This window comes from Pyxidicoccus xibeiensis (assembly GCF_024198175.1).
Classification (GTDB): Bacteria; Myxococcota; Myxococcia; order Myxococcales; family Myxococcaceae; genus Myxococcus; species Myxococcus xibeiensis.
The window spans coordinates 318,407-337,398 of sequence record NZ_JAJVKV010000003.1 but is presented as its reverse complement, the minus strand read 5'-3'; the positions used below and the strand labels follow the sequence as shown (position 1 = coordinate 337,398).

The 18,992-nt window shown below is 68.7% G+C and carries 16 protein-coding genes and 6 tRNA genes; 20 read left to right on the top strand and 2 right to left on the bottom strand.

The genetic code is table 11. The features are described 5' to 3' along the window. Positions 1-6: 6 nt before the first annotated feature. Positions 7-744, bottom strand: coding sequence for a hypothetical protein (locus LXT23_RS14090; protein ID WP_253980684.1), 738 nt, complete (start codon positions 742-744; stop codon positions 7-9). Between the two features lie 35 nt (positions 745-779). On the opposite strand from LXT23_RS14090, the gene LXT23_RS14085 reads away from it, so the two are divergent. The 13 genes from LXT23_RS14085 (at position 780) to LXT23_RS14025 (ending at position 8,418) form a co-directional block, all read left to right on the top strand. Continuing rightward, positions 780-1,319 carry a regulatory protein RecX gene (locus LXT23_RS14085; RefSeq protein WP_253980683.1) on the top strand — a complete coding sequence of 180 codons (540 nt, stop codon included), beginning with the start codon at positions 780-782 and terminating at the stop codon, positions 1,317-1,319. A 10-nt stretch (positions 1,320-1,329) separates the two neighbouring features. Continuing rightward, positions 1,330-2,106 carry an outer membrane protein assembly factor BamD gene (locus LXT23_RS14080; protein ID WP_253981382.1) on the top strand — a complete coding sequence of 259 codons (777 nt, stop codon included), beginning with the start codon at positions 1,330-1,332 and terminating at the stop codon, positions 2,104-2,106. After that, positions 2,103-2,807: a hypothetical protein gene (locus tag LXT23_RS14075; RefSeq protein ID WP_253980682.1), complete on the top strand. Its 705-nt coding sequence runs from the start codon at positions 2,103-2,105 to the stop codon at positions 2,805-2,807. Before LXT23_RS14080 ends, LXT23_RS14075 begins: the two co-directional genes overlap by 4 nt. A 39-nt stretch (positions 2,808-2,846) precedes the next feature. Then, positions 2,847-3,569, top strand: a complete 723-nt coding sequence (locus tag LXT23_RS14070) for a tetratricopeptide repeat protein (RefSeq protein WP_253980681.1) — start codon at positions 2,847-2,849, stop codon at positions 3,567-3,569. 5 nt (positions 3,570-3,574) lie between these two features. Further along, a complete protein-coding gene (locus LXT23_RS14065; protein WP_253980680.1) occupies positions 3,575-4,510 on the top strand; it encodes an FHA domain-containing protein in 936 nt (311 codons plus the stop codon). A gap of 45 nt (positions 4,511-4,555) precedes the next feature. Then, positions 4,556-5,620, top strand: coding sequence for a selenide, water dikinase SelD (gene selD, locus LXT23_RS14060; protein WP_253980679.1), 1,065 nt, complete (start codon positions 4,556-4,558; stop codon positions 5,618-5,620). Positions 5,621-5,680: 60 nt separating this feature from the next. Next, complete coding sequence (locus LXT23_RS14055) at positions 5,681-6,493, top strand: N-acetylmuramoyl-L-alanine amidase family protein (RefSeq protein WP_253980678.1); 813 nt, start codon at positions 5,681-5,683, stop codon at positions 6,491-6,493. Between the two features lie 83 nt (positions 6,494-6,576). Then, positions 6,577-7,290: a ribonuclease PH gene (gene rph / locus LXT23_RS14050; RefSeq protein ID WP_253980677.1), complete on the top strand. Its 714-nt coding sequence runs from the start codon at positions 6,577-6,579 to the stop codon at positions 7,288-7,290. Then, a complete protein-coding gene (locus tag LXT23_RS14045; protein WP_253980676.1) occupies positions 7,287-7,886 on the top strand; it encodes an XTP/dITP diphosphatase in 600 nt (199 codons plus the stop codon). Before rph ends, LXT23_RS14045 begins: the two co-directional genes overlap by 4 nt. A gap of 85 nt (positions 7,887-7,971) precedes the next feature. After that, positions 7,972-8,045 (top strand) — tRNA-Pro (locus LXT23_RS14040). Between the two features lie 36 nt (positions 8,046-8,081). Continuing rightward, positions 8,082-8,158: transfer RNA gene (locus LXT23_RS14035), tRNA-Arg, on the top strand. Positions 8,159-8,246: 88 nt separating this feature from the next. Continuing rightward, positions 8,247-8,320: transfer RNA gene (locus LXT23_RS14030), tRNA-His, on the top strand. Positions 8,321-8,344: 24 nt separating this feature from the next. Continuing rightward, a tRNA-Arg gene (locus LXT23_RS14025) sits at positions 8,345-8,418 on the top strand. A gap of 94 nt (positions 8,419-8,512) precedes the next feature. On the opposite strand, the gene bet is transcribed toward LXT23_RS14025, so the two are convergent. Beyond that, positions 8,513-9,685, bottom strand: a complete 1,173-nt coding sequence (bet, locus tag LXT23_RS14020; RefSeq protein ID WP_253980675.1) for a phage recombination protein Bet — start codon at positions 9,683-9,685, stop codon at positions 8,513-8,515. A 383-nt stretch (positions 9,686-10,068) separates the two neighbouring features. Between bet and LXT23_RS14015 the strand changes: the two genes are divergently transcribed. The 7 genes from LXT23_RS14015 to lon all read left to right on the top strand — a co-directional run bounded on the left by LXT23_RS14015 (position 10,069) and on the right by lon (position 18,916). Beyond that, positions 10,069-10,141: transfer RNA gene (locus tag LXT23_RS14015), tRNA-Lys, on the top strand. Between the two features lie 102 nt (positions 10,142-10,243). Further along, positions 10,244-10,325 (top strand) — tRNA-Leu (locus LXT23_RS14010). A 101-nt stretch (positions 10,326-10,426) separates the two neighbouring features. Continuing rightward, a complete protein-coding gene (tig, locus tag LXT23_RS14005; RefSeq protein WP_253980674.1) occupies positions 10,427-11,704 on the top strand; it encodes a trigger factor in 1,278 nt (425 codons plus the stop codon). A gap of 48 nt (positions 11,705-11,752) precedes the next feature. Next, on the top strand, positions 11,753-12,373 hold the full coding sequence (gene clpP, locus LXT23_RS14000; RefSeq protein ID WP_253980673.1) for an ATP-dependent Clp endopeptidase proteolytic subunit ClpP: 621 nt from the start codon (positions 11,753-11,755) through the stop codon (positions 12,371-12,373). A 215-nt stretch (positions 12,374-12,588) separates the two neighbouring features. Next, positions 12,589-13,869: an ATP-dependent Clp protease ATP-binding subunit ClpX gene (clpX, locus tag LXT23_RS13995; RefSeq protein WP_253980672.1), complete on the top strand. Its 1,281-nt coding sequence runs from the start codon at positions 12,589-12,591 to the stop codon at positions 13,867-13,869. Between the two features lie 188 nt (positions 13,870-14,057). Beyond that, complete coding sequence (locus LXT23_RS13990; RefSeq protein WP_253980671.1) at positions 14,058-16,256, top strand: prolyl oligopeptidase family serine peptidase; 2,199 nt, start codon at positions 14,058-14,060, stop codon at positions 16,254-16,256. A gap of 197 nt (positions 16,257-16,453) precedes the next feature. Further along, on the top strand, positions 16,454-18,916 hold the full coding sequence (gene lon / locus LXT23_RS13985; protein ID WP_253980670.1) for an endopeptidase La: 2,463 nt from the start codon (positions 16,454-16,456) through the stop codon (positions 18,914-18,916). Positions 18,917-18,992 lie beyond the last annotated feature (76 nt).

Below are 18,992 nucleotides of genomic sequence, written 5' to 3'. Positions count from 1 at the left end.
CGCCGCCTACGCGTCCTCTTCGCCGAGCAGGGCCCGCAGCCGCGACAGGCGGATGGGCCCCACGAGGCCTTCCTTCGACAGGGCCTGGAGCAGCTGCGCGGTGGCCTGCACCTTGGCCTCCTGCTCCTCCTCGGGCCGGTCCACCACCTCCGCGTCGAGCACGGCCTCCATGTGCTCGGGGTTGATGGGGGCGGGCCCCTCGGACCAGGCGATGTCGAAGAGGGCGCGCGCCATGCCCTCACGCACCTTGCGCTCGGCGTCGTTGGCGGCGCCCTTCACGAAGGCGAGGAAGAGCGCGTCCACGGCCTCCTTGGTGAGCGCGGCCAGCGCGGGCACCTCGCCCAGCGCCTCCTTCACGTACTCGGCGTCGAAGGCGTCCACGTCCTGCTCGTAGCCGAAGGCCTCCTCCAGCAGGATGGAGGCGATGAAGGCGTCGGCCTCCTCGGCGCTGGCGCCCTCCTCGGACAGGGCCTCCTGGGCCTTGCGCGTGGGCTCGGCCAGCACCGCGTCTTCCTTCAAGGCCCGGGCCGCGGCATGGGCGGCCAGCAGCACCAGCGACGCCTGCGCGTCCGACGAGAGGACGCGCCCGCCCACGCCGAGCAGCACGCCCTTGTGGCGGGGGTGCGCGGTGGCGGCGTCGGCGAAGGCCTGCTCCTCCGGGGACAGGGCTTCTCCGGTCTGCTGCTTGCGCAGCGTCTCCCGAGCGACATCGGCGGCGAGGTAGCGGGCGAGGACGGGGTGCATGGTTGGGCCTGTTACCACATGCTAGGTATCCCGCCATGCATCCGGAGGACGAAGGCCCACCCGAAGACGCCGGTGGCTCCGACGAGGGCCCCGACGCCGTCCGCCGCGCCACGGACGTCTGCCTCAAGCTGCTGTCCATGCGGGCCCGCAGCCGCCACGAGCTGGACGCGGCGCTGACGCGCAAGGGCTTCACCGCCAAGGTCCGCGACGAGGCGCTCTCCCGGGTCCAGGGCTGGGGCTACCTCGACGACGCGCGCTTCGCCCAGGAGCGCGCGGCCTCCCTGCTGCGCAAGGGCCGGCTGGGCCCCCAGGCCGTCCTCCAGCGCCTGGAGGCCCACGGGCTGGGAGAGGCGGCCGCCCGGGAGGCCCTGGCACGGGCCACCCACGTCGAGGCGTTCGACGCGCTGGCCGCCGCGCGCGCGGTACTGGAAGGAAAGGGCCTGCTCGGCCGCCCGCTTTCGGCGAAGGAGCGGGCTCGCGCGGGACGGCTCCTCGACAGCCGGGGCTTCTCCGAAGACGTCGTCCACCGACTGCTGGGTGAACCTTCGCTGGACCCCTCAGGCCCGGACGAATAGCGTGGTGGAGATGCGTTCCGCCGTCGCCTTCCTGACTTCCGTTCTGCTGCTGACCTCCGGCTGCGCGGCCCTGACCCAGGGCCAGGCCGGCGAGCCCGACTACGCCACCGCCGCCGAGGAGAACCTTCGGCTCGGCACGGAGGCCCTGGAGAACAAGGACCTCTTCCGGGCGCAGAAGTACTTCGAGTACGTGCGCACCAAGTTCCCCTACCAGGACGCCGCCCGCGAGGCGGAGCTGAAGCTGGCGGACGTGGAGTTCACCCGCGAGGCCTGGCCGGAGGCGCGAGACCAGTACCAGAACTTCATCAAGCTCCACCCCACGCACCCCCTGGTGGACTACGCGGCCTACCGCTCGGCCCTCACCCACGTGGAGGACTACCCCTCGGAGTTCTTCGCCCTGCCGCCCTCGGAGGAGAAGGACCAGGGGGAAATCCAGGCCGCGCTGGTCACCATGGAGGAGTTCCGCCGCAACTACCCCCAGTCGCAGTACGCCGACGAGGCCAAGGCCCACGCCGACGACGCGCGCAAGCGCCTGGCCGAGCACGAGCTGTACGTGGCCCGCTTCTACGAGAAGCGCGAGCGCTACAAGGCCGTGGCCCAGCGCCTGGAGAACCTCCTCAAGCGCTACCCGGGCACGCCCCATGACGAGGAGGCCCTCTTCACCCTGCACTCGGCCTACGTGAAGCTGAACGACACCCAGCGCGCGCAGGACACGCTGAAGCAGGTGCTGCGCCGCCTGCCCGGGACGCCCGCCGCGGAGCGTGCCCAGCGAATGCTGGGGACGTGAGGACGACGCAGGAGTGGAGCCGGCTGGGCGGGGCCCTCATCCTCCTGCTGGCGGTGGGGGCGACCCTGGCGGTGTTCGCTCCCCGACTCCTGGGCGCCGCCGCCGGGCCCGAGGCGGAAATCATCACCGCCCTCAAGGAGGTGGAGGTGGACGGGCTGCGGCTCGCCATCCCCGGCGCGGACGCGCCCCTGAAGTCCCAGAAGCTCTTCTATGCCCGCATCACCGTGGCGGTGGCGCCCGGGGGGCAGCGCGCGGAGGCCTTCGCCACCCTCGACTTCGACGGCACCCTGGGCTCCACGCAGGTGGGGACGGCCGGGGTGGAGCGGGTGCCCTTCGTCCGCCGGGACGGGGACTGGGTGCCCGAGGGCTCGCCGGCGCCCCGGCTGCTGGCGGTGGTGACGGCGCTGGAGGCCCGGCGCCGGGCGCTGCAGGCCGCGGACGCGGCGGCCCTGGGGCGGCTGGCGGGGCCGGGCACCCCCGGAGTGGGCGGGCCCGAGTGGGAGGAGCTCCAGCGGATGCGCCCGCGTGGCTACCGGGTGGAGGCGTGGTACGTGCGGCTGGAGCGGGATGACGCCATCGTCACGGAACACTGGCGCCTGCAGGGGGCGCTCCCGGCGCGGCCGGTGGACACCCGGGGGCAGCGCCAGCTGTCCCTCACGCTTCATGGTGATGAATTCTTGTTTTCCCCCACGCTCATGTAGGCTAGCGGCCTCGGAGGCAGAGCCCGGAAGGGCCGATTCATGGACGAGCCCCTCAAGCAGCTACTGACCCTCGGGCGCGGCTACTTCGAGAAGAAGCAGTACGCCCAGGCCGAGCAGTACCTCGCGAAGATTGTCGAGCAGAACCCGACCTTCGCGGACGTGTTCAACATGCTCGGCATCATCTACCACGACCAGGGCCAGTTCGCCCGGGCGCAGCGCGCCTTCGAGTCCGCGCTGAAGCTCAACCCCGCGTACACCGAGGCGGCGCTGAACCTGGCCGTCATCTACAACGACATGGGGAAGTACGCCGAGGCGAAGGAGGTCTACCAGACCGCCCTCTCCCAGCAGAAGTCCGGCCCCGGCGAGCTGGACCCCTACGTCGAGAAGAAGATCGCCAACATGTACGGCGAGATTGGCGACGTCTTCGCCTCCAGCGGCGCGTGGGCGAAGGCCATCGAGGAGTACCGGCGCGCGCTCGGACTTTGCCCGCAGTTCGTGGACATCCGCCTCAAGCTGGGCAATGCCTTGCGCGACGCGGGCGACAACGACGCGGCCATCGTCGAGTACGAGCAGGTCATCGCACAGAACCCGGCTTTCATCCCGGGCCGTATCCAGTATGGGGTCGCGCTTTATTCGGCGGGGCGGAGGGCGGAGGCGGTCAAGGTCTGGGAGGACGTGCTGGTGCGCAGCCCGGATAACAAGAGCGCCCAGATGTACCTCAACCTGGTGAAGGACCCCGGCAAGGCGGAGCAGGCAGGTTGACGACCATGGACACGCAAAAGACCTACGCCCTCAAGTTCATCTCCGGGAAGTACCAGGGCGGCGAGTTCCCCCTGAAGGTGGACAAGCAGATCGTCATCGGGCGCTCGAGCGAGCTGGACATGGTGCTCGTCGAGGACATGGTTTCTCGCAAGCACGCGAAGATCAGCTTCGCCGATGGGAAGATCACCATCGAGGACCTGGGCTCCACCAACGGGACCTTCGTCAACGGCGAGAAGGTGAAGCAGGCCCGGCTGAAGGAGGGGGACCGCATCCTCATCGGCACCTCCATCCTCAAGCTCGTCCACCAGGGGGCCGAGGCCGCCAACGTCGACGAGAGCATGGTGAAGCAGAAGCTGGAGGAGGTCGCCGCCGTCCAGGCCGCGCGGACCACCAACAAGGCCAGCTCCATGACGGGGAAGATTGAAGAGATTCCCCTGCCGGACCTGCTCCAGCTCTTCCACACGTCCAAGAAGAACGGCGTGCTGGTGGTGAACAGCGACCAGGAGGGCCGCATCTACCTGCGCCAGGGCCGCGTGTACTACGCCGTCATCGGCGACAACCACAACCTGGGCCCGCAGAAGAGCTTCAACCGCATCATCACCTGGGAGCAGGGCGACTTCGAGCTGCGCCCGGCGGACACCCAGGAGTTCATGGTGGAGCTGGACTCGTCCACCGAGGCGCTGCTGATGGACTCGCTCCGTCAGCTGGACGAGATGAAGCGCCTGCAGCCCAGCCTGCCGGCCCTGGACGCCCCCATGGCCCTGGCCATGCCGCTGACGCCTCCGCTCAAGGAGCTGTCGCCGGAGATGCTGGACGTGCTGCAGCTGGTGCACAACTACGGCACGCTGGGCGCGGTGCTGGACCGCGCGGACGCGGACGACGTGGTGACGGCGGAAGCGGTGGCGCAGCTGCTGAAGCGCGATTACGTGCGCAAGGTCTGACAGATGCCCGGCCGGGACACGGCCGGGGCGGGGAAGGGGAGCACCATGGCGGACGAGCAGACGGGCAGCCCGAAGCCGAAGCGTCTCACCGAACTGAGTCACTGCGCGGGCTGAGCGGCCAAACTGCGACCCGCGGACTTGGCGCAGGTCCTGCGCCGTTTGAAGACTGCCGGTGGTCCCCAGGCGCTGGTGGGTTTCTCCACCAACGACGACGCGGCCGTCTATCGCCTCACGCCCGGCCTGGCCGTGGTGGAGACGGTGGACTTCTTCCCGCCCGTGGTGGACGACCCGTTCCAGTTCGGGGCCATCGCCGCGGCGAACGCCCTGTCGGACATCTACGCCATGGGGGCCCGGCCCCTCTTCGCCCTCAACCTGGTGGGCTTCCCGGACGGCCAGCCCCTCAAGGTCCTCTCGAAGATTCTCGCGGGCGGCCAGTCCAAGGCGGACGAGGCGGGCATCCCCATCCTCGGCGGCCACAGCGTGAGGGACCCGGAGCCGAAGTACGGCATGGCCGTCACCGGCGTGGTGCACCCGAAGAAGGTCCTCACCAACGCGGGCGCGAAGCCCGGCGACGTGCTCTTCCTCACCAAGCCCCTGGGCTCGGGCATCGCCACCACCGCCATCAAACGGGGCGTGGCCTCGAAGCAGCTCTCCAAGCGCGTGGTGGCGGTGATGTCCGCCCTCAACCGCGCCGCCGGTGAGGTCTTCGCCTCGGGGAAGTTCAAGGTCCACGCCCTCACGGACGTGACGGGCTACGGCCTCTTGGGCCACCTGCTGGAGATGATGACCGGGGCGAAGGCGCGCGCCGTGCTGGACCTGGAGCGCATCCCCCTCATCTCGGACGTGCCCGCGCTGGCGGAGGCCGGCGTGGTGCCCGGCGGGACGAAGGCCAACCTCCTCCACGTGAAGAAGAAGGTCCGCTTCCCGGACGGGCTGCCCGAGCACATCCAGTGGGTGCTCGCGGACGCGCAGACCAACGGCGGCCTGCTGGCCAGCGTGCCCGCGCGCCACGCCCTGAAGGCGCTGAAGGCGCTGGAGGCCGCCGGCGTGGAGGCGGCCCTCATCGGTGAGGTCCGGGCGGGCAAGCCCGGCATCGACGTCGTCGGCTGAAGCACCGGCCGGCCCGGAGTTCGCCCCCGGAGGGCGGCTCCGGTAGCATGGTGTCCCGTCATGCCGCCGTCGCAACGCCCCCTCGCCCCCGTCCTGTGCCTGCTGCTGCTCCTGCCCGTCCTGGCCGGGGCGGCGGAGCGTCCCGCGCGCATCGTCATCGACCCGGGACACGGCGGGGCCAAGGAGGGCGCGAAGGGCCCGGGCGAGCTGCGGGAGAAGGACGTGGCCCTCCAGGTGGCGCAGCGCCTGCGGGCGCGGCTGGAGGCGGCCGGCGGCGAGGTGTACCTCACGCGGGAGCGCGACTCGCTGGTGTCACTGACCGAGCGCGTGTCCCTGACGAACGACCACGGCGCGGACCTCTTCATCTCCATCCACGCCAACTCCATGCCCACCAAGAAGATGCGCGCGCGCACCGAGGGCATCGAGACGTACTTCATGTCCGCCAACGCCTCCGGCGAGGCCGCGCGCGCGGTGGCGGACCGGGAGAACGCGGAGGCGCCGGTGGCCCGCGCCGCCCGGGGCGACTCCACGCTGGCCTTCATCCTCGAGGACCTGGTGCGCACGGAGGCGCACACGGACTCGTCCCGGCTGGCCTATGCCATCCACCCGCGCCTCATCGCCCGCACCCGCGCGGCGGACCGGGGCGTGCAGCAGGCGCCCTTCTTCGTCCTCTCGGGCGTGGAGTGTCCGGCCGTGCTCGTGGAGGTGGGCTACATCTCCCATCCCCAGGAGGGGCTGAAGCTGGGCCGCGCGGACTACCAGGAGAAGCTGGCCGAGGCGATTTCCGAGGGCGTGCTGACCTTCCTGAAGGAGACGCGCCGCCGCGACGCGGACCGGAGCCCCCAGCAGGTGGCCGGCCCGGTGTCTCCGTGAGTGCACGGGCCCCGAGGTAGACGGCGCGGCGCTGGCGCGGCTCTGGTAGACAGGGGCGGACCTCCCTACCCCAGGAGCCCGCCGTGCGTTCCTTCCAACGTGGTGCGCTGGACCTTCGCCCCGTCATCCTCACTCCCGGTGTCTCCCGCTACGCGGAAGGCTCCGTCCAGGTGGAGTTCGGCCACACCAAGGTGCTCGTCACCTGCTCCACGGAGGAGCGCGTTCCGCCGCACCTGATGGGCAAGGGCACCGGCTGGGTGACGGCCGAGTACGGCATGCTGCCGCGCGCCACGCACTCGCGGAACCAGCGCGAGTCCGCCAAGGGCAAGCAGACGGGCCGCACCATGGAAATCCAGCGCCTCATCGGCCGCTCGCTGCGCGCGGCGGTGGACCTGTCCACCCTGGGCCCCCGCACCCTCACCCTGGACTGCGACGTGCTCCAGGCCGACGGCGGCACGCGCACCGCCTCCATCACCGGGGCCTACGTGGCGCTGGTGCTCGCGCTGCGCCAGCTCCAGAAGGCCGGCACCCTCACCAAGCCGCCCAAGCTGACGCCGCTGGCCGCCGTGTCCGTGGGCGTGGTGAAGGGCGAGGTGCGGGTGGACCTGGACTACGACGAGGACTCCACCGCGGACGTGGACCTGAACCTCGTGGCCACCGCGGACGGCCGCATGGTGGAGCTGCAGGGCACCGCCGAGCACCAGCTCTTCGACCGCAAGACGCTGGATGCCATGGTGGACGGCGGGCTGGCCGCGATTCAGCAGCTCACCGCCGCGCAGGCCAAGGTGCTGGGATGACGCAGAAGCCCCGGCTGCTCTTCGCCACCTCCAACAAGGGGAAGCTGCGCGAATTGCGAGAGCTCGTCGGGGACGCGGTGGAGGTCGTGTCCCTCGCGGACCTGCCCCCCGTGCCCGAGCCCGAGGAGGATGCCGCCACCTTCGAGGGGAACGCGGTGAAGAAGGCCCGCGAGTACGCCCGGGCCACGGGGCTGCCCGCGCTGGCGGACGACTCGGGGCTGTGTGTGGACGCGCTGGACGGCAGGCCCGGGGTGCACTCGGCGCGCTATGCGCCGGGCGACGACAGGGCCCGCTACGAGAAGCTGCTGGCCGAGCTGGCCGGGGTGCCGGACGCGCGGCGCACCGCCGCGTTCCAGTGTGCGCTGGCGCTGGTGCTGCCCGGGGGCGAGACGAAGGTGGAGGTGGGCCGGTGCGAGGGCCGCATCGGCCACGCGCCACGGGGCACCCACGGCTTCGGCTATGACCCGGTGTTCGTCTTCCCGGACAAGGGCCGGACGATGGCGGAGCTCACCCCGGAGGAGAAGGCGGCGGTGTCGCACCGGGGGGCGGCCTTCCGGAAGATGCGGCCCCACCTGCTGAGCCTGCTGGCAGGCTGAGGACGCGGGCTGATTGCGCAGCCGTCAGGCAAGTCGGCCTTGCGCGTCCGTCCGGGATGGTTCAACAATGCCGGACCTTACTTCTCGGGGCGTAGCGCAGCCTGGTAGCGCACCTGCCTTGGGCGCAGGGGGTCGGAGGTTCGAATCCTCTCGCCCCGACTTGAAGTGAAGCAGTGGAAGCAGGCGGCCCGGCCAGCTCCAGTAGCTCAGCTGGATAGAGCACCGGCCTTCTAAGCCGGGGGTCGCAGGTTCGAGTCCTGCCTGGGGCGCCAACCTGCCTGCCGTTTTATTTGGGCCTTGTCAGGGCCCCGGCTTCCACGGTAGGGAAGCCGCCGCTTCAAAGCTGTGAAGTGCTGCACGGCGGCCATAGCTCAACTGGTTAGAGCGCAGGACTGTGACTCCTGAGGTTACCGGTTCGATCCCGGTTGGCCGCCCACCTTTTCCCGACCCGTTTCGTTGCGCTCGTAGCTCAACTGGATAGAGCACCGGGCTTCGAACCCGGGGGTTGGGGGTTCAAGTCCCTCCGAGCGCGCTCTTCCCGCCGCAAGGGTTGAACGGAAGACGCCCCCGCCACTCTTCGCAGCGGGGGCGCCCCCAGGTTCCTCTTCGGCTGTTGCTTCCGACGCTCAGGCCTCGTGGGCCACGCCGCTGCCGTTCTTCCCGGAGGCCGGGACGCGGCAGCGCAGCTCCGTCTCCGCCTCCAGCGCGGCCAGGTTCTCCCGCATCGCCTTGGCCCAGCGCGCCTTCGGCTGCTCCATCAGCTTCTCGTTGGCCATGTCGATGGTCTCACTGAGCTCCTCGTCGGAGAGCTCAGAGGCCGTCTTCCCCTTGTACGGGCCGAACGCCACCACCACCGCGCTCGCCTTGGGACGCGGCGCCGCCTCGACGGCGGCCTGCTTCTCCTCGGGCTCGGCCTCCACCGCCGCCTTGCCCTGACGGCGGGTGGGGGCGGCCGGGGCGGGCACGGCCTCCACCGGCACCGCGGCCTCGCGAGCGGGCACCGGTGCCAGCGGCACGTCGATGTCCAGCCTCGGCGCGGCCTCGCGCGGCTTCTCCTCCTTGACGACCGGCGCGGGCGCCAGGGTGGGGAAGGAGGCCTTCATGGGGCCGGGCTTCGAGCCCAGGACTTCGTAGGGGCCGCTGGCGCCCGGGGTGGGCTCCTCGTGATGCTGCTGGGGCTCGTAGTCCTCCGCCGGCATCTCCTCGCGCACGTACAGGCCGCCGAAGGCCTCCGGGTACGCCTTGCGCAGGGCCGCCACGCGGGCGCACTTCTCTATCATCGTCGTGGGAATCTTGGCCCACAGCGGCGTCTGCTGGACGTAGCCGCTGAAGTCCAGCCACACGACGACGGGCAGCTTCCCGTCCCGCACCACGCGCGCCCAGGCGCCCACCAGCGCGCCCTTGCGCTTGGCCGGGTTGAAGCGGTGCACCACCTCGCCCTTGCCCTGGTCCACGACGATTTCGTCCTCGGCGAACACCGCGCTCGCCTGGATGCCCCTGAAATCCGGGAAGCGCTCCGCCCGGGCGAGCATCCCCGCCTCGGAGGGCTGGAACTCGTACTTCGTCACCCAGTTGGGGCGCTCGCGGTTGCCGGTGTTCTGCCGGCGCGCCACGCAGAAGGCCTCCTTGAGGAGGGGGTCCAGACCGCTGCGCTTGCACTGCTCGATGAAGAGGGCGAACTCGTCCTCGCTGATGCCCTTGGGGCAGATGGTGCGCCGCACGAGCTCCGAGCGCTCACGGCTCCACGTACCCTGGGTGTTCGCTCCATCCGTCTTCTGGTGGGGGTTGGCTTCACTCACTGTCGTCTCCTGCTACGCCTGCGCGAAAAGGGCGGACGACCTCCGTCCGCCCGCCTGGTTGCTCCGGCGGCTGGCCCTGCTTCCAAGTTGTGGCTGCCCGCGTTCGACTCGCGCGCCCTCGCCCGGATGACCTGGGACGAAAAGCGTGCCGAGGCCATGTTGAACATCCACACCGCCCGCATGCTTCATGCGGCGGTGGAGCCGTTCCGGGGGCTGGCCGGCGGGCGGGCGGAGCGGCGTCAGGTGCTGGCTGAGCCGTGCGTCAGATCCACCGCTGGCGGGAATGAAGGGGGGCCCGAAAATACTTTTTGACAGAGCGGTCGGGCTTCTGTAGTTACCGCCGCCACTTGGACGCCGCGCAGGCGGCGGACCAGGGCAGTGCCGGGAGCGTAGCTCAATTGGCAGAGCAATGGACTCTTAATCCATAGGTTGTGGGTTCGATTCCCTCCGCTCTCACTCCGGGGCCCCTCCAGAAATGGAGGGGCCCCGTTTCTTTTTGGGCCCTCTGCCGTCCACCGGACGTTTCACGGTAAGACGGCCGCGCGCGCAACGCACCCTGGGCGGGTGGCGAAACTGGTAGACGCGCCAGACTTAGGATCTGGTACCGCAAGGTGTGAGGGTTCGAGTCCCTCCTCGCCCATTTCGCGTTGACCCGTTCGTGCCTATCCCCTAAAGGCGCACGTCCCACTTTTCCGGCGCCGCCCGGGACGGATGCCCGGGGCGGCGGCGAGCGAGGCCCGTATGAAGGTCCAGGTCGAGGAGCTCTCTCCCGTCGAGAAGAAGCTCTCCATCGAGGTCGAGAACGCCCGCGTGGCGGAGGAGCTCAACCGCGCGTACTCCAGGCTCGGCCAGCAGGTGCGTCTGCCTGGCTTCCGTCAGGGCAAGGTCCCCCGCCGCATCCTGGAGCAGCGCTTCAAGGATCAGGTCGAGGACGAGGTCATCCAGCGCGTCGTGCAGACGGCGTACGTGGAGGCCATCCGCGAGCACAACGTGGACGTCGTCGCCAACCCCCAGGTGACCAACTCCGGCATCAAGCCGGACGCGCCCTTCACCTTCGAGGCCCGGGTGGAGGTGAAGCCCAAGGTCGAGGCGAAGGACTACGTCGAGCTGCCCCTGACGAAGTCGGAGACGGCCGTCACCGACGAGCAGCTCAACGAGCAGCTGGAGCGCATGCGCCAGTCCATGGGCCGGCTGGAGCCGGTGACGGACCGTGACACCGCCGCCGCCGGTGACAACGTCACCGCGGACTTCGAGGCCACCGTGGACGGCCAGCCGTTCCCCGGCAGCAAGGGCGAGGGCGTGGGCTTCCAGGTGCAGCCCGGCGAGCTGATGGAGGGCAAGGCCGCTGCCCTGGAGGGCGTCAAGGTCGGCGAGTCCAAGGACATCGACTACGCCTTCGCCCAGGACTACCGCGTCGAAGAGGTCCGCGGGAAGACGGCGCGCTTCCATGTCACCGTGAAGAGCCTCCAGAAGGAGATCGTCCCCGAGCTCAACGACGAGTTCGCCAAGAGCTCGGGCATCGCCCAGTCCCTGGACGAGCTGCGCACCAAGCTGCGCACCGACATGGAGCGCTCGCGCAAGTCCCAGGTGGAGGGCGAGGAGCGCGAGGCCCTGATGAAGGCCGTCATCGAGCGCAACCCCTTCGAGGTGCCCCGCGCCATGGTGGAGCGCGCCATGGACTCCATGCTGCGCGGCGCCCTGCAGCAGCTGCAGCGCCAGGGCGTGGACCCCAGCCGCCTCAACCTGGACTTCAACCGCCTGCGCGAGGAGATGCGCGAGAAGGCCCTCCAGGAAGTGAAGGGCACGCTGCTGTTCGAGGCCATCGCCCAGAAGGAGGGCATCCAGGCCTCCGACGCGGACGTGGACGCGCGCATCGAACAGCTCGCCACCGAGGCCGGTCAGCCGGTCGCCGTGGTGAAGAAGTACTTCAAGGGCCCGGACGAGCGGCTCGGGTTGGCTCTCCGACTGAGGGAGGAAAAGACGATTGAATTCCTGAGGTCGCGGGCGAAGTATTCGTAAGGTTCATCTTCCGAGCTTGCGAGCTTCCGAGTCTCCCTAGAGGTCGACATGCCCTTCATGCCCGTTCCCTACGTCATCGAGCAGACCCACCGTGGTGAGCGCTCGTACGACATCTACAGCCGGCTCCTGAAGGACCGCATCGTCATGCTGGGCACGGAAATCGACGACGACGTGGCCAACGTCATCGTCGCCCAGCTCCTGTTCCTCGAGTCCGAGGACCCGGACAAGGACATCAACCTCTACGTCAACTCGCCTGGTGGCTCGGTGACGGCCGGCCTGGCCATCTACGACACCATGCAGTACCTGAAGTGTCCGGTGTCCACCATCTGCGTGGGGCAGGCGGCCTCCATGGGGGCCGTCCTCCTGCTCGCCGGTGCCAAGGGCAAGCGCTACTCCCTGCCCTCCAGCCGCATCATGATTCACCAGCCGCTCGGCGGCGTGCGCGGCCAGGCGACGGACATCGAAATCCAGGCCCGGGAAATCCTCCGGATGAAGGCCAAGCTCAACGAGCTCATCGTCAAGCACACCGGCCAGTCCATCGAGCGGGTGGAGAAGGACACGGACCGCGACTACTTCATGGGCGCGACCGAGGCGAAGGCCTACGGCATCATCGATGAAATCCAGACCCCCCGGAAGGTCGTGGGGCTGGGCAAGGAAGAGAAGAAGTAGGCGGGTATCCGGGGCCCCAGGCCTCGGTGGGCGGCCGGAGTCGCGGGAATGCGTCCCCGCGTCTCCGGCTTTCTGCTTTCTGCGTCACGGGCCTCCCCCTGTTAAGTACCCGGAAGGCGCGTGGACGTTCCGGACAGGGGCTGACTAGATTGGACCCGAGCCAGGGGTTGGGGCGTTTTCCGGGGTGGGGCCTTTCAGGCGCAGCGAGGGACTAAATGGCGGGCAAGAACGTGGAGAAGCGAGACAACCAGACCCTCTGCTGCTCCTTCTGCGGAAAGTCGCAGAAGGAAGTGAAGAAGCTCATCGCGGGGCCGACGGTCTACATCTGCGACGAGTGCATCGGGCTCTGCAACGACATCATCGCGGAGGAGATAGACCGCGAGGAGACCAAGGACACCAAGCTGCGCATCCCCCGGCCTTCCGAAATCAAGGCCGTGCTGGACGAGTACGTCATCGGCCAGGAGCGCGCGAAGAAGACGCTCTCGGTGGCGGTGCACAACCACTACAAGCGCATCGAGTCCAAGGTCGCGATGGAGGACGTGGAGCTCCAGAAGAGCAACATCCTCCTCTTGGGCCCCACCGGTAGCGGCAAGACGCTGCTGGCGCAGACGCTGGCGCGCATCCTCAACGTCCCCTTCACCATCGCCGACGCCACCTGCCTCACCGAGGCCGGCTACGTGGGCGAGGACGTGGAGAACATCATCGTCAACCTGCTCCAGGCCGCCGACCACGACATCGAGCGCGCCCAGCGGGGCATCGTCTACATCGACGAAATCGACAAGATTGCCCGCAAGTCGGAGAACCCCTCCATCACCCGCGACGTCAGCGGCGAGGGCGTGCAGCAGGCCCTGCTCAAGATCATCGAAGGCACGGTGGCCAACGTTCCGCCCAAGGGCGGCCGCAAGCACCCCCAGCAGGAGTTCCTGCAGGTGGACACCACCAACATCCTCTTCATCTGCGGCGGCGCCTTCGGCGGGCTGGACCAGGTGATTGAGCGGCGCCTGGGCGGGCGCAGCCTGGGCTTCGGCGCGGACATCCAGTCCAAGAAGCAGCGCAACCTCTCGGAGCTGCTCAAGCACGTGGAGCCGGAAGACTTGCTCAAGTTCGGCATGATTCCGGAGTTCATTGGCCGCCTGCCCATCATCACCGCGCTGGAGGAGCTGGACGAGCCCGCGCTCATCAACATCCTCAACCAGCCGAAGAACGCGCTCACCAAGCAGTACCGCAAGCTCTTCGAGCTGGACGGCGTCGCCCTGAAGTTCACCGACGGCGCGCTCAAGGCCATCGCCAGCGAGGCCATCCGCCGTAAGGCGGGCGCCCGCGGCCTGCGCTCCATCCTCGAGTCGGCCATGCTGGACGTGATGTACGAAATCCCGTCCCGCAAGACGGCCCGCGAGGTGCTCATCTCCGAGGAGGTCATCCTCAAGAAGAGCGAGCCGGTGGTGCTCCACTCCCAGGAGAAGGAGCCCGCCGAGCCCAAGAAGGAATCCGCCTAGCGTCCCTCCCTGGCCCCCGCGCGAGTCCGGCGGGGGCGGGCAGCGGGCAGGTGGTGCATGACGGGGCGCGTCACGGGGCCGGAAGGTGGCTCCGGCGCGCCCCGGGCGTCAGGAGGGGCCGGGCCTTTCCGGCCCCACCGCACTTTTTGTGGGACGGGCGGGGGCCTTTCTGTATGTGCTTGGGCCCCATGAGAAAGCTGCTCGTTCCCGCCCTCTTGTCCCTCGTCGCGTGTGCCAGCCAGAAGGAGGCGGCGCGCGAGGAGCTTCCGGCGGCCGCGTCCGCGGCACCGCCGTCCCAGAAGCAGGAGACCCCTCGAATGGCCTACCCCGCGACGCGGGCCGAGCAGCTCGTGGACACGCTGCATGGCGTGCAGGTGGCGGACCCGTACCGCTGGCTGGAGGACGAGAAGTCCCCCGAGGTGCAGGAGTGGATGAAGGCGCAGGACGCGCTGGCGCGCGAGGCCCTGGCGAAGATGCCGGGCCGGGACGCGCTCACCGCGCGCTTCAAGGAGCTCTTCTACTCGGACTCCATCTCCATCCCCGTGCGCCGCGCGGGCCGCTACTTCTACATCCGCACGCACAAGGACAAGGAGAAGGCCGTCCTCTACTGGCGTGACGGGGAGAAGGGGCAGGAGAAGGTCCTGTTGGACCCGAACACCTGGAGCAAGGACGGCACCGTCTCCATGGGCACGTGGGTGCCCTCGTGGGACGGCAAGAAGCTGGCCTTCGCCCAGAAGCCCAACGCCGCGGACGAGGCGGTGCTCCACGTGGTGGACGTGGACACCGGCGAGTGGTCCAAGGTGGACGTCATCGAGGGCGGCAAGTACGCCTCGCCCCGGTGGACGCCGGACAACAAGGGCTTCTATTACGAGTGGCTGCCCACCGACCCGAGCATCCCGGTGGACGCGCGGCCCGGCTACACCACCATCCGCTTCCACAAGGTCGGCACGGACCCGAAGACGGACACGCTGGTGCACCCGCGCACGGGCGACCCCACCACGTTCCTCCAGAGCGACTTGAGCACGGACGGCAAGTACCTCTTCGTCTACATCCTGCGCGGCTGGAGCGAGAACGACATCTACTGGAAGCGGCCGGGCGAGAAGGACTTCCGCCTGCTGGTGAAGGGGAAGGGCGCGAAGTACGGCGTGCAGGCGTGGAAGGACCGCTTCTACGTCACCACGGACGAGGGCGCCCCGCGCCAGCGCGTCTTCGAGGTGGACCCGGCGAAGACGGAGCGCGCCGCGTGGAAGGAAATCGTCCCCGAGGACCCGGTGGCGGCCCTCAAGGGCGTCAACATCGTCGGCGGGCACCTGGCGCTGGAGTACCTCAAGGACGCCACGTCGGAGCTGCGCGTGACGACGCTGAAGGGCCAGCCGGTGCGCACCGTGCAGTTGCCGGGGGTGGGCGCGTCGTCCAACCTGGTGGGCCTGGAGGACCAGGACGAGGCGTACTTCTCCTTCACGTCCTTCACCACGCCGCGGCTCGTCTACAAGACGTCCGTCAGCAGCGGGAAGGCCGAGCTGTGGGCGAAGGTGGAGCTGCCCATGGACCCGTCCGCCTACGTGGTGGAGCAGGTCTTCTACAAGTCGAAGGACGGCACCCGGGTGCCCATGTTCGTGGTGTACCGCAAGGGCCTGAACCGCGAGGGCAACGCGCCCACGCTGCTGTACGGGTACGGCGGCTTCAACGTGAGCATGGAGCCCACCTTCCGCTCCAGCATCCTCCCCTGGCTGGACGCCGGCGGCGTCTACGCGGTGGCCAACCTGCGCGGGGGCGGCGAGTACGGCACGGCATGGCACGAGGCCGGGCGCATGGAGCGCAAGCAGAACGTCTTCGACGACTTCCACGCGGCGGCCGAGTTCCTCGTCCGGGAGAAGTACACGCAGCCGAAGCGGCTGGCCGTCTACGGCGGCAGCAATGGCGGCCTGCTGGTGGGCGCGGTGATGACGCAGCGCCCGGAGCTGTACGGCGCGGTGGTGTGCGCGGTGCCGCTGCTGGACATGGTGCGCTACCACCTCTTCGGCAGTGGCCGGACGTGGATTCCGGAGTACGGCACTGCGGAGAAGCCCGAGGACTTCAAGACGCTGCACGCCTACTCGCCCTACCACCACGTGCGGCCGGACGTGCGCTACCCGGCCCTCCTGATGATGGCCGCGGACCACGACGACCGGGTGGACCCCATGCACGCGCGCAAGTTCGTGGCGGCGGTGCAGAACTCGCCAGGTAACCAGGCGCCCGTGCTCCTGCGCATCGAAATGAACGCGGGCCACGGTGGCGCGGACCAGGTGGCCAAGACGATTGAGTCCAATGCGGACCTCTACGCGTTTCTCTTCCACGCCCTGGGCGTACAAGGGCTCCAGGGTGGGGTGGCTGCGCAGGGCCGCTGACATACCGGGCGGACACCCGACGCGGCACGGGTGTTCCCTTGATGGCAGCACTGCGTTCCCCAATCTTGTGGCGGGGAACGTCGTGCGAAATCGCCGTGTTATAGACGTGCTTCACCCCGTGTGCGCGCCAGGTGGGCGTGCGGACGGGCAACTCTTCAATGGCCTGCCTCCCCGGCAGGCCAGCAGGTGGCGGATACATGTTCTTCGGACGTGACGACAAGAAGGAAGCCCAGAAGCGGGGACTGACGGTCCCGCTCTTGCCCCTTCGGGACATCATCGTGTTCCCTCACATGGTGGTGCCGCTGTTCGTCGGCCGGGAGAAGTCCATCGCGGCGCTCAAGGACGCGATGGCGCACAAGGGGCCGGACGACAAGGCCGTCATCCTGCTGGCCGCGCAGAAGAAGGCCAAGACCAACGACCCCACTCCGGACGACATCTTCCACTTCGGCACGCTGGGCCACGTCATCCAGCTCCTCCCGCTGCCCGACGGCACGGTGAAGGTGCTGGTGGAAGGCGTGCGCAGGGCCAAGGTGAAGAAGTTCCACCCCAACGACGCCTTCTTCATGGTGGAGGTGGAGGAGGTCGAGGAGCAGACGGAGAAGAGCGTGGAGCTGGAGGCGCTGGTCCGCAGCGTCCACTCCGTGTTCGAGGCCTTCGTCAAGCTCAACAAGCGCATCCCGCCCGAGATGCTCATGCAGGTGGCGAGCATCGACGACCCGGCGCGCCTGGCCGACACCATCGTCGCGCACCTCTCCCTCAAGCTGAACGACAAGCAGGCCCTGCTCGAGACGGAGTCCCCGGCCAAGCGCCTGGAGAAGCTCTACGAGCTGATGCAGGGTGAGATCGAGATTCTCCAGGTTGAGAAGAAGATCCGCACGCGCGTCAAGAAGCAGATGGAGAAGACCCAGAAGGAGTACTACCTGAATGAGCAGATGCAGGCCATTCAGAAGGAGCTGGGTGAGCGCGACGAGTTCAAGAACGAGATTCAGGAGATTGAAGAGAAGCTGAAGAACAAGCGGATGAGCAAGGAGGCCACGCTCAAGGTCAAGAAGGAGCTGAAGAAGCTCCGGATGATGAGCCCGATGAGCGCGGAGGCCACCGTCGTCCGCAACTACATCGACTGGATCATCAGCCTCCCCTGGTACGACGAGACCCAGGACCGCCTGGACGTCACCGAGGCGGAGCGGGTGCTCAACGAGGACCACTACGGCCTGAAGAAGCCGAAGGAGCGCATCCTCGAGTACCTGGCCGTGCAGCAGCTGGTGAAGAAGCTCAAGGGCCCCGTGCTGTGCTTCGTCGGTCCTCCGGGCGTGGGCAAGACGTCGCTGGCGCGCTCGATTGCTCGGGCCACCGGCCGCAAGTTCGTGCGCCTGTCCCTGGGCGGCGTGCGTGACGAGGCGGAGATTCGCGGCCACCGGCGCACGTACATCGGCGCGATGCCGGGCAAGCTCATCCAGTCGCTGAAGAAGGCGGGCAGCAACAACCCCGTCTTCCTGCTCGACGAAATCGACAAGATGTCCACCGACTTCCGTGGCGACCCGAGCGCGGCGCTGCTGGAGGTGCTGGACCCCGAGCAGAACCACAACTTCAACGACCACTACCTGGACCTCGACTACGACCTGTCCAAGGTGATGTTCATCTGCACCGCGAACACGATGCACAACATCCCCGGTCCCCTCCAGGACCGCATGGAGGTGATTCGCATCGCGGGGTACACCGAGCCGGAGAAGCTCTCCATCGCCCGGCGCTACCTCATCCCGAAGGAGCAGGAGGCCAACGGGCTGACGGAGCTGAAGGTGGACTTCACCAACCAGGCGCTGCGGACCATCATCCACCGCTACACGCGTGAGTCCGGTGTGCGCTCGCTCGAGCGTGAGATTGGCGGCGTGTTCCGGAAGATTGCCCGCGACGTGCTGAAGAACGGCAAGCGGGACGTCATCGACGTGGACCGCAAGACGGCGATGAAGTTCCTGGGCACGCCCCGGTTCCGCTACGGCGTGGCGGAGCAGGAGGACCAGGTGGGCATCGTCACGGGCCTGGCGTGGACGGAGCTCGGCGGTGAGATTCTGACCACCGAGGCGACGATGATGCCGGGCAAGGGCAAGCTCATCATCACCGGCAAGCTCGGTGAGGTGATGCAGGAGTCCGCGCAGGCGGCCATGTCGTACGTGCGCAGCCGGGCGGACCGCTTCGGCATCGACCGCAAGGTGTTCGAGAACTACGACATCCACGTCCACCTGCCGGAGGGCGCCATTCCGAAGGACGGCCCCTCGGCCGGCGTCACCATCTGCACGGCGCTGGTGAGCGCGCTGACGCGCACCCTGATTCGCCGCGACGTGGCGATGACGGGCGAAATCACGCTGCGCGGGCGGGTGCTCCCCATCGGCGGCCTGAAGGAGAAGACGCTGGCCGCGCACCGGGCGGGCATCAAGACGGTCCTGATTCCGAAGGCCAACAAGAAGGACCTGAAGGACATCCCGCTGAAGATTCGCAAGCAGCTGCGCATCGTCCCCGTGGAGTTCGTGGACGACGTGCTGCGCGAGGCGCTGGTGCTGGACAAGCCCGAGGAGTTCGGCCGCAAGCCGCTCTCCACCGACGGGACCCGGACGGGCGCGGGCCCGGAGCTGCCGGCCTCGGCGCCGGTGGGCGCTCCGGCGTAGCAGTCGGAAACCTCAGCGCGAAGTGACGAGAAGCCAGGACGCCGGATGACTCAGGTCACCGGTCTCCTGGCTTCTC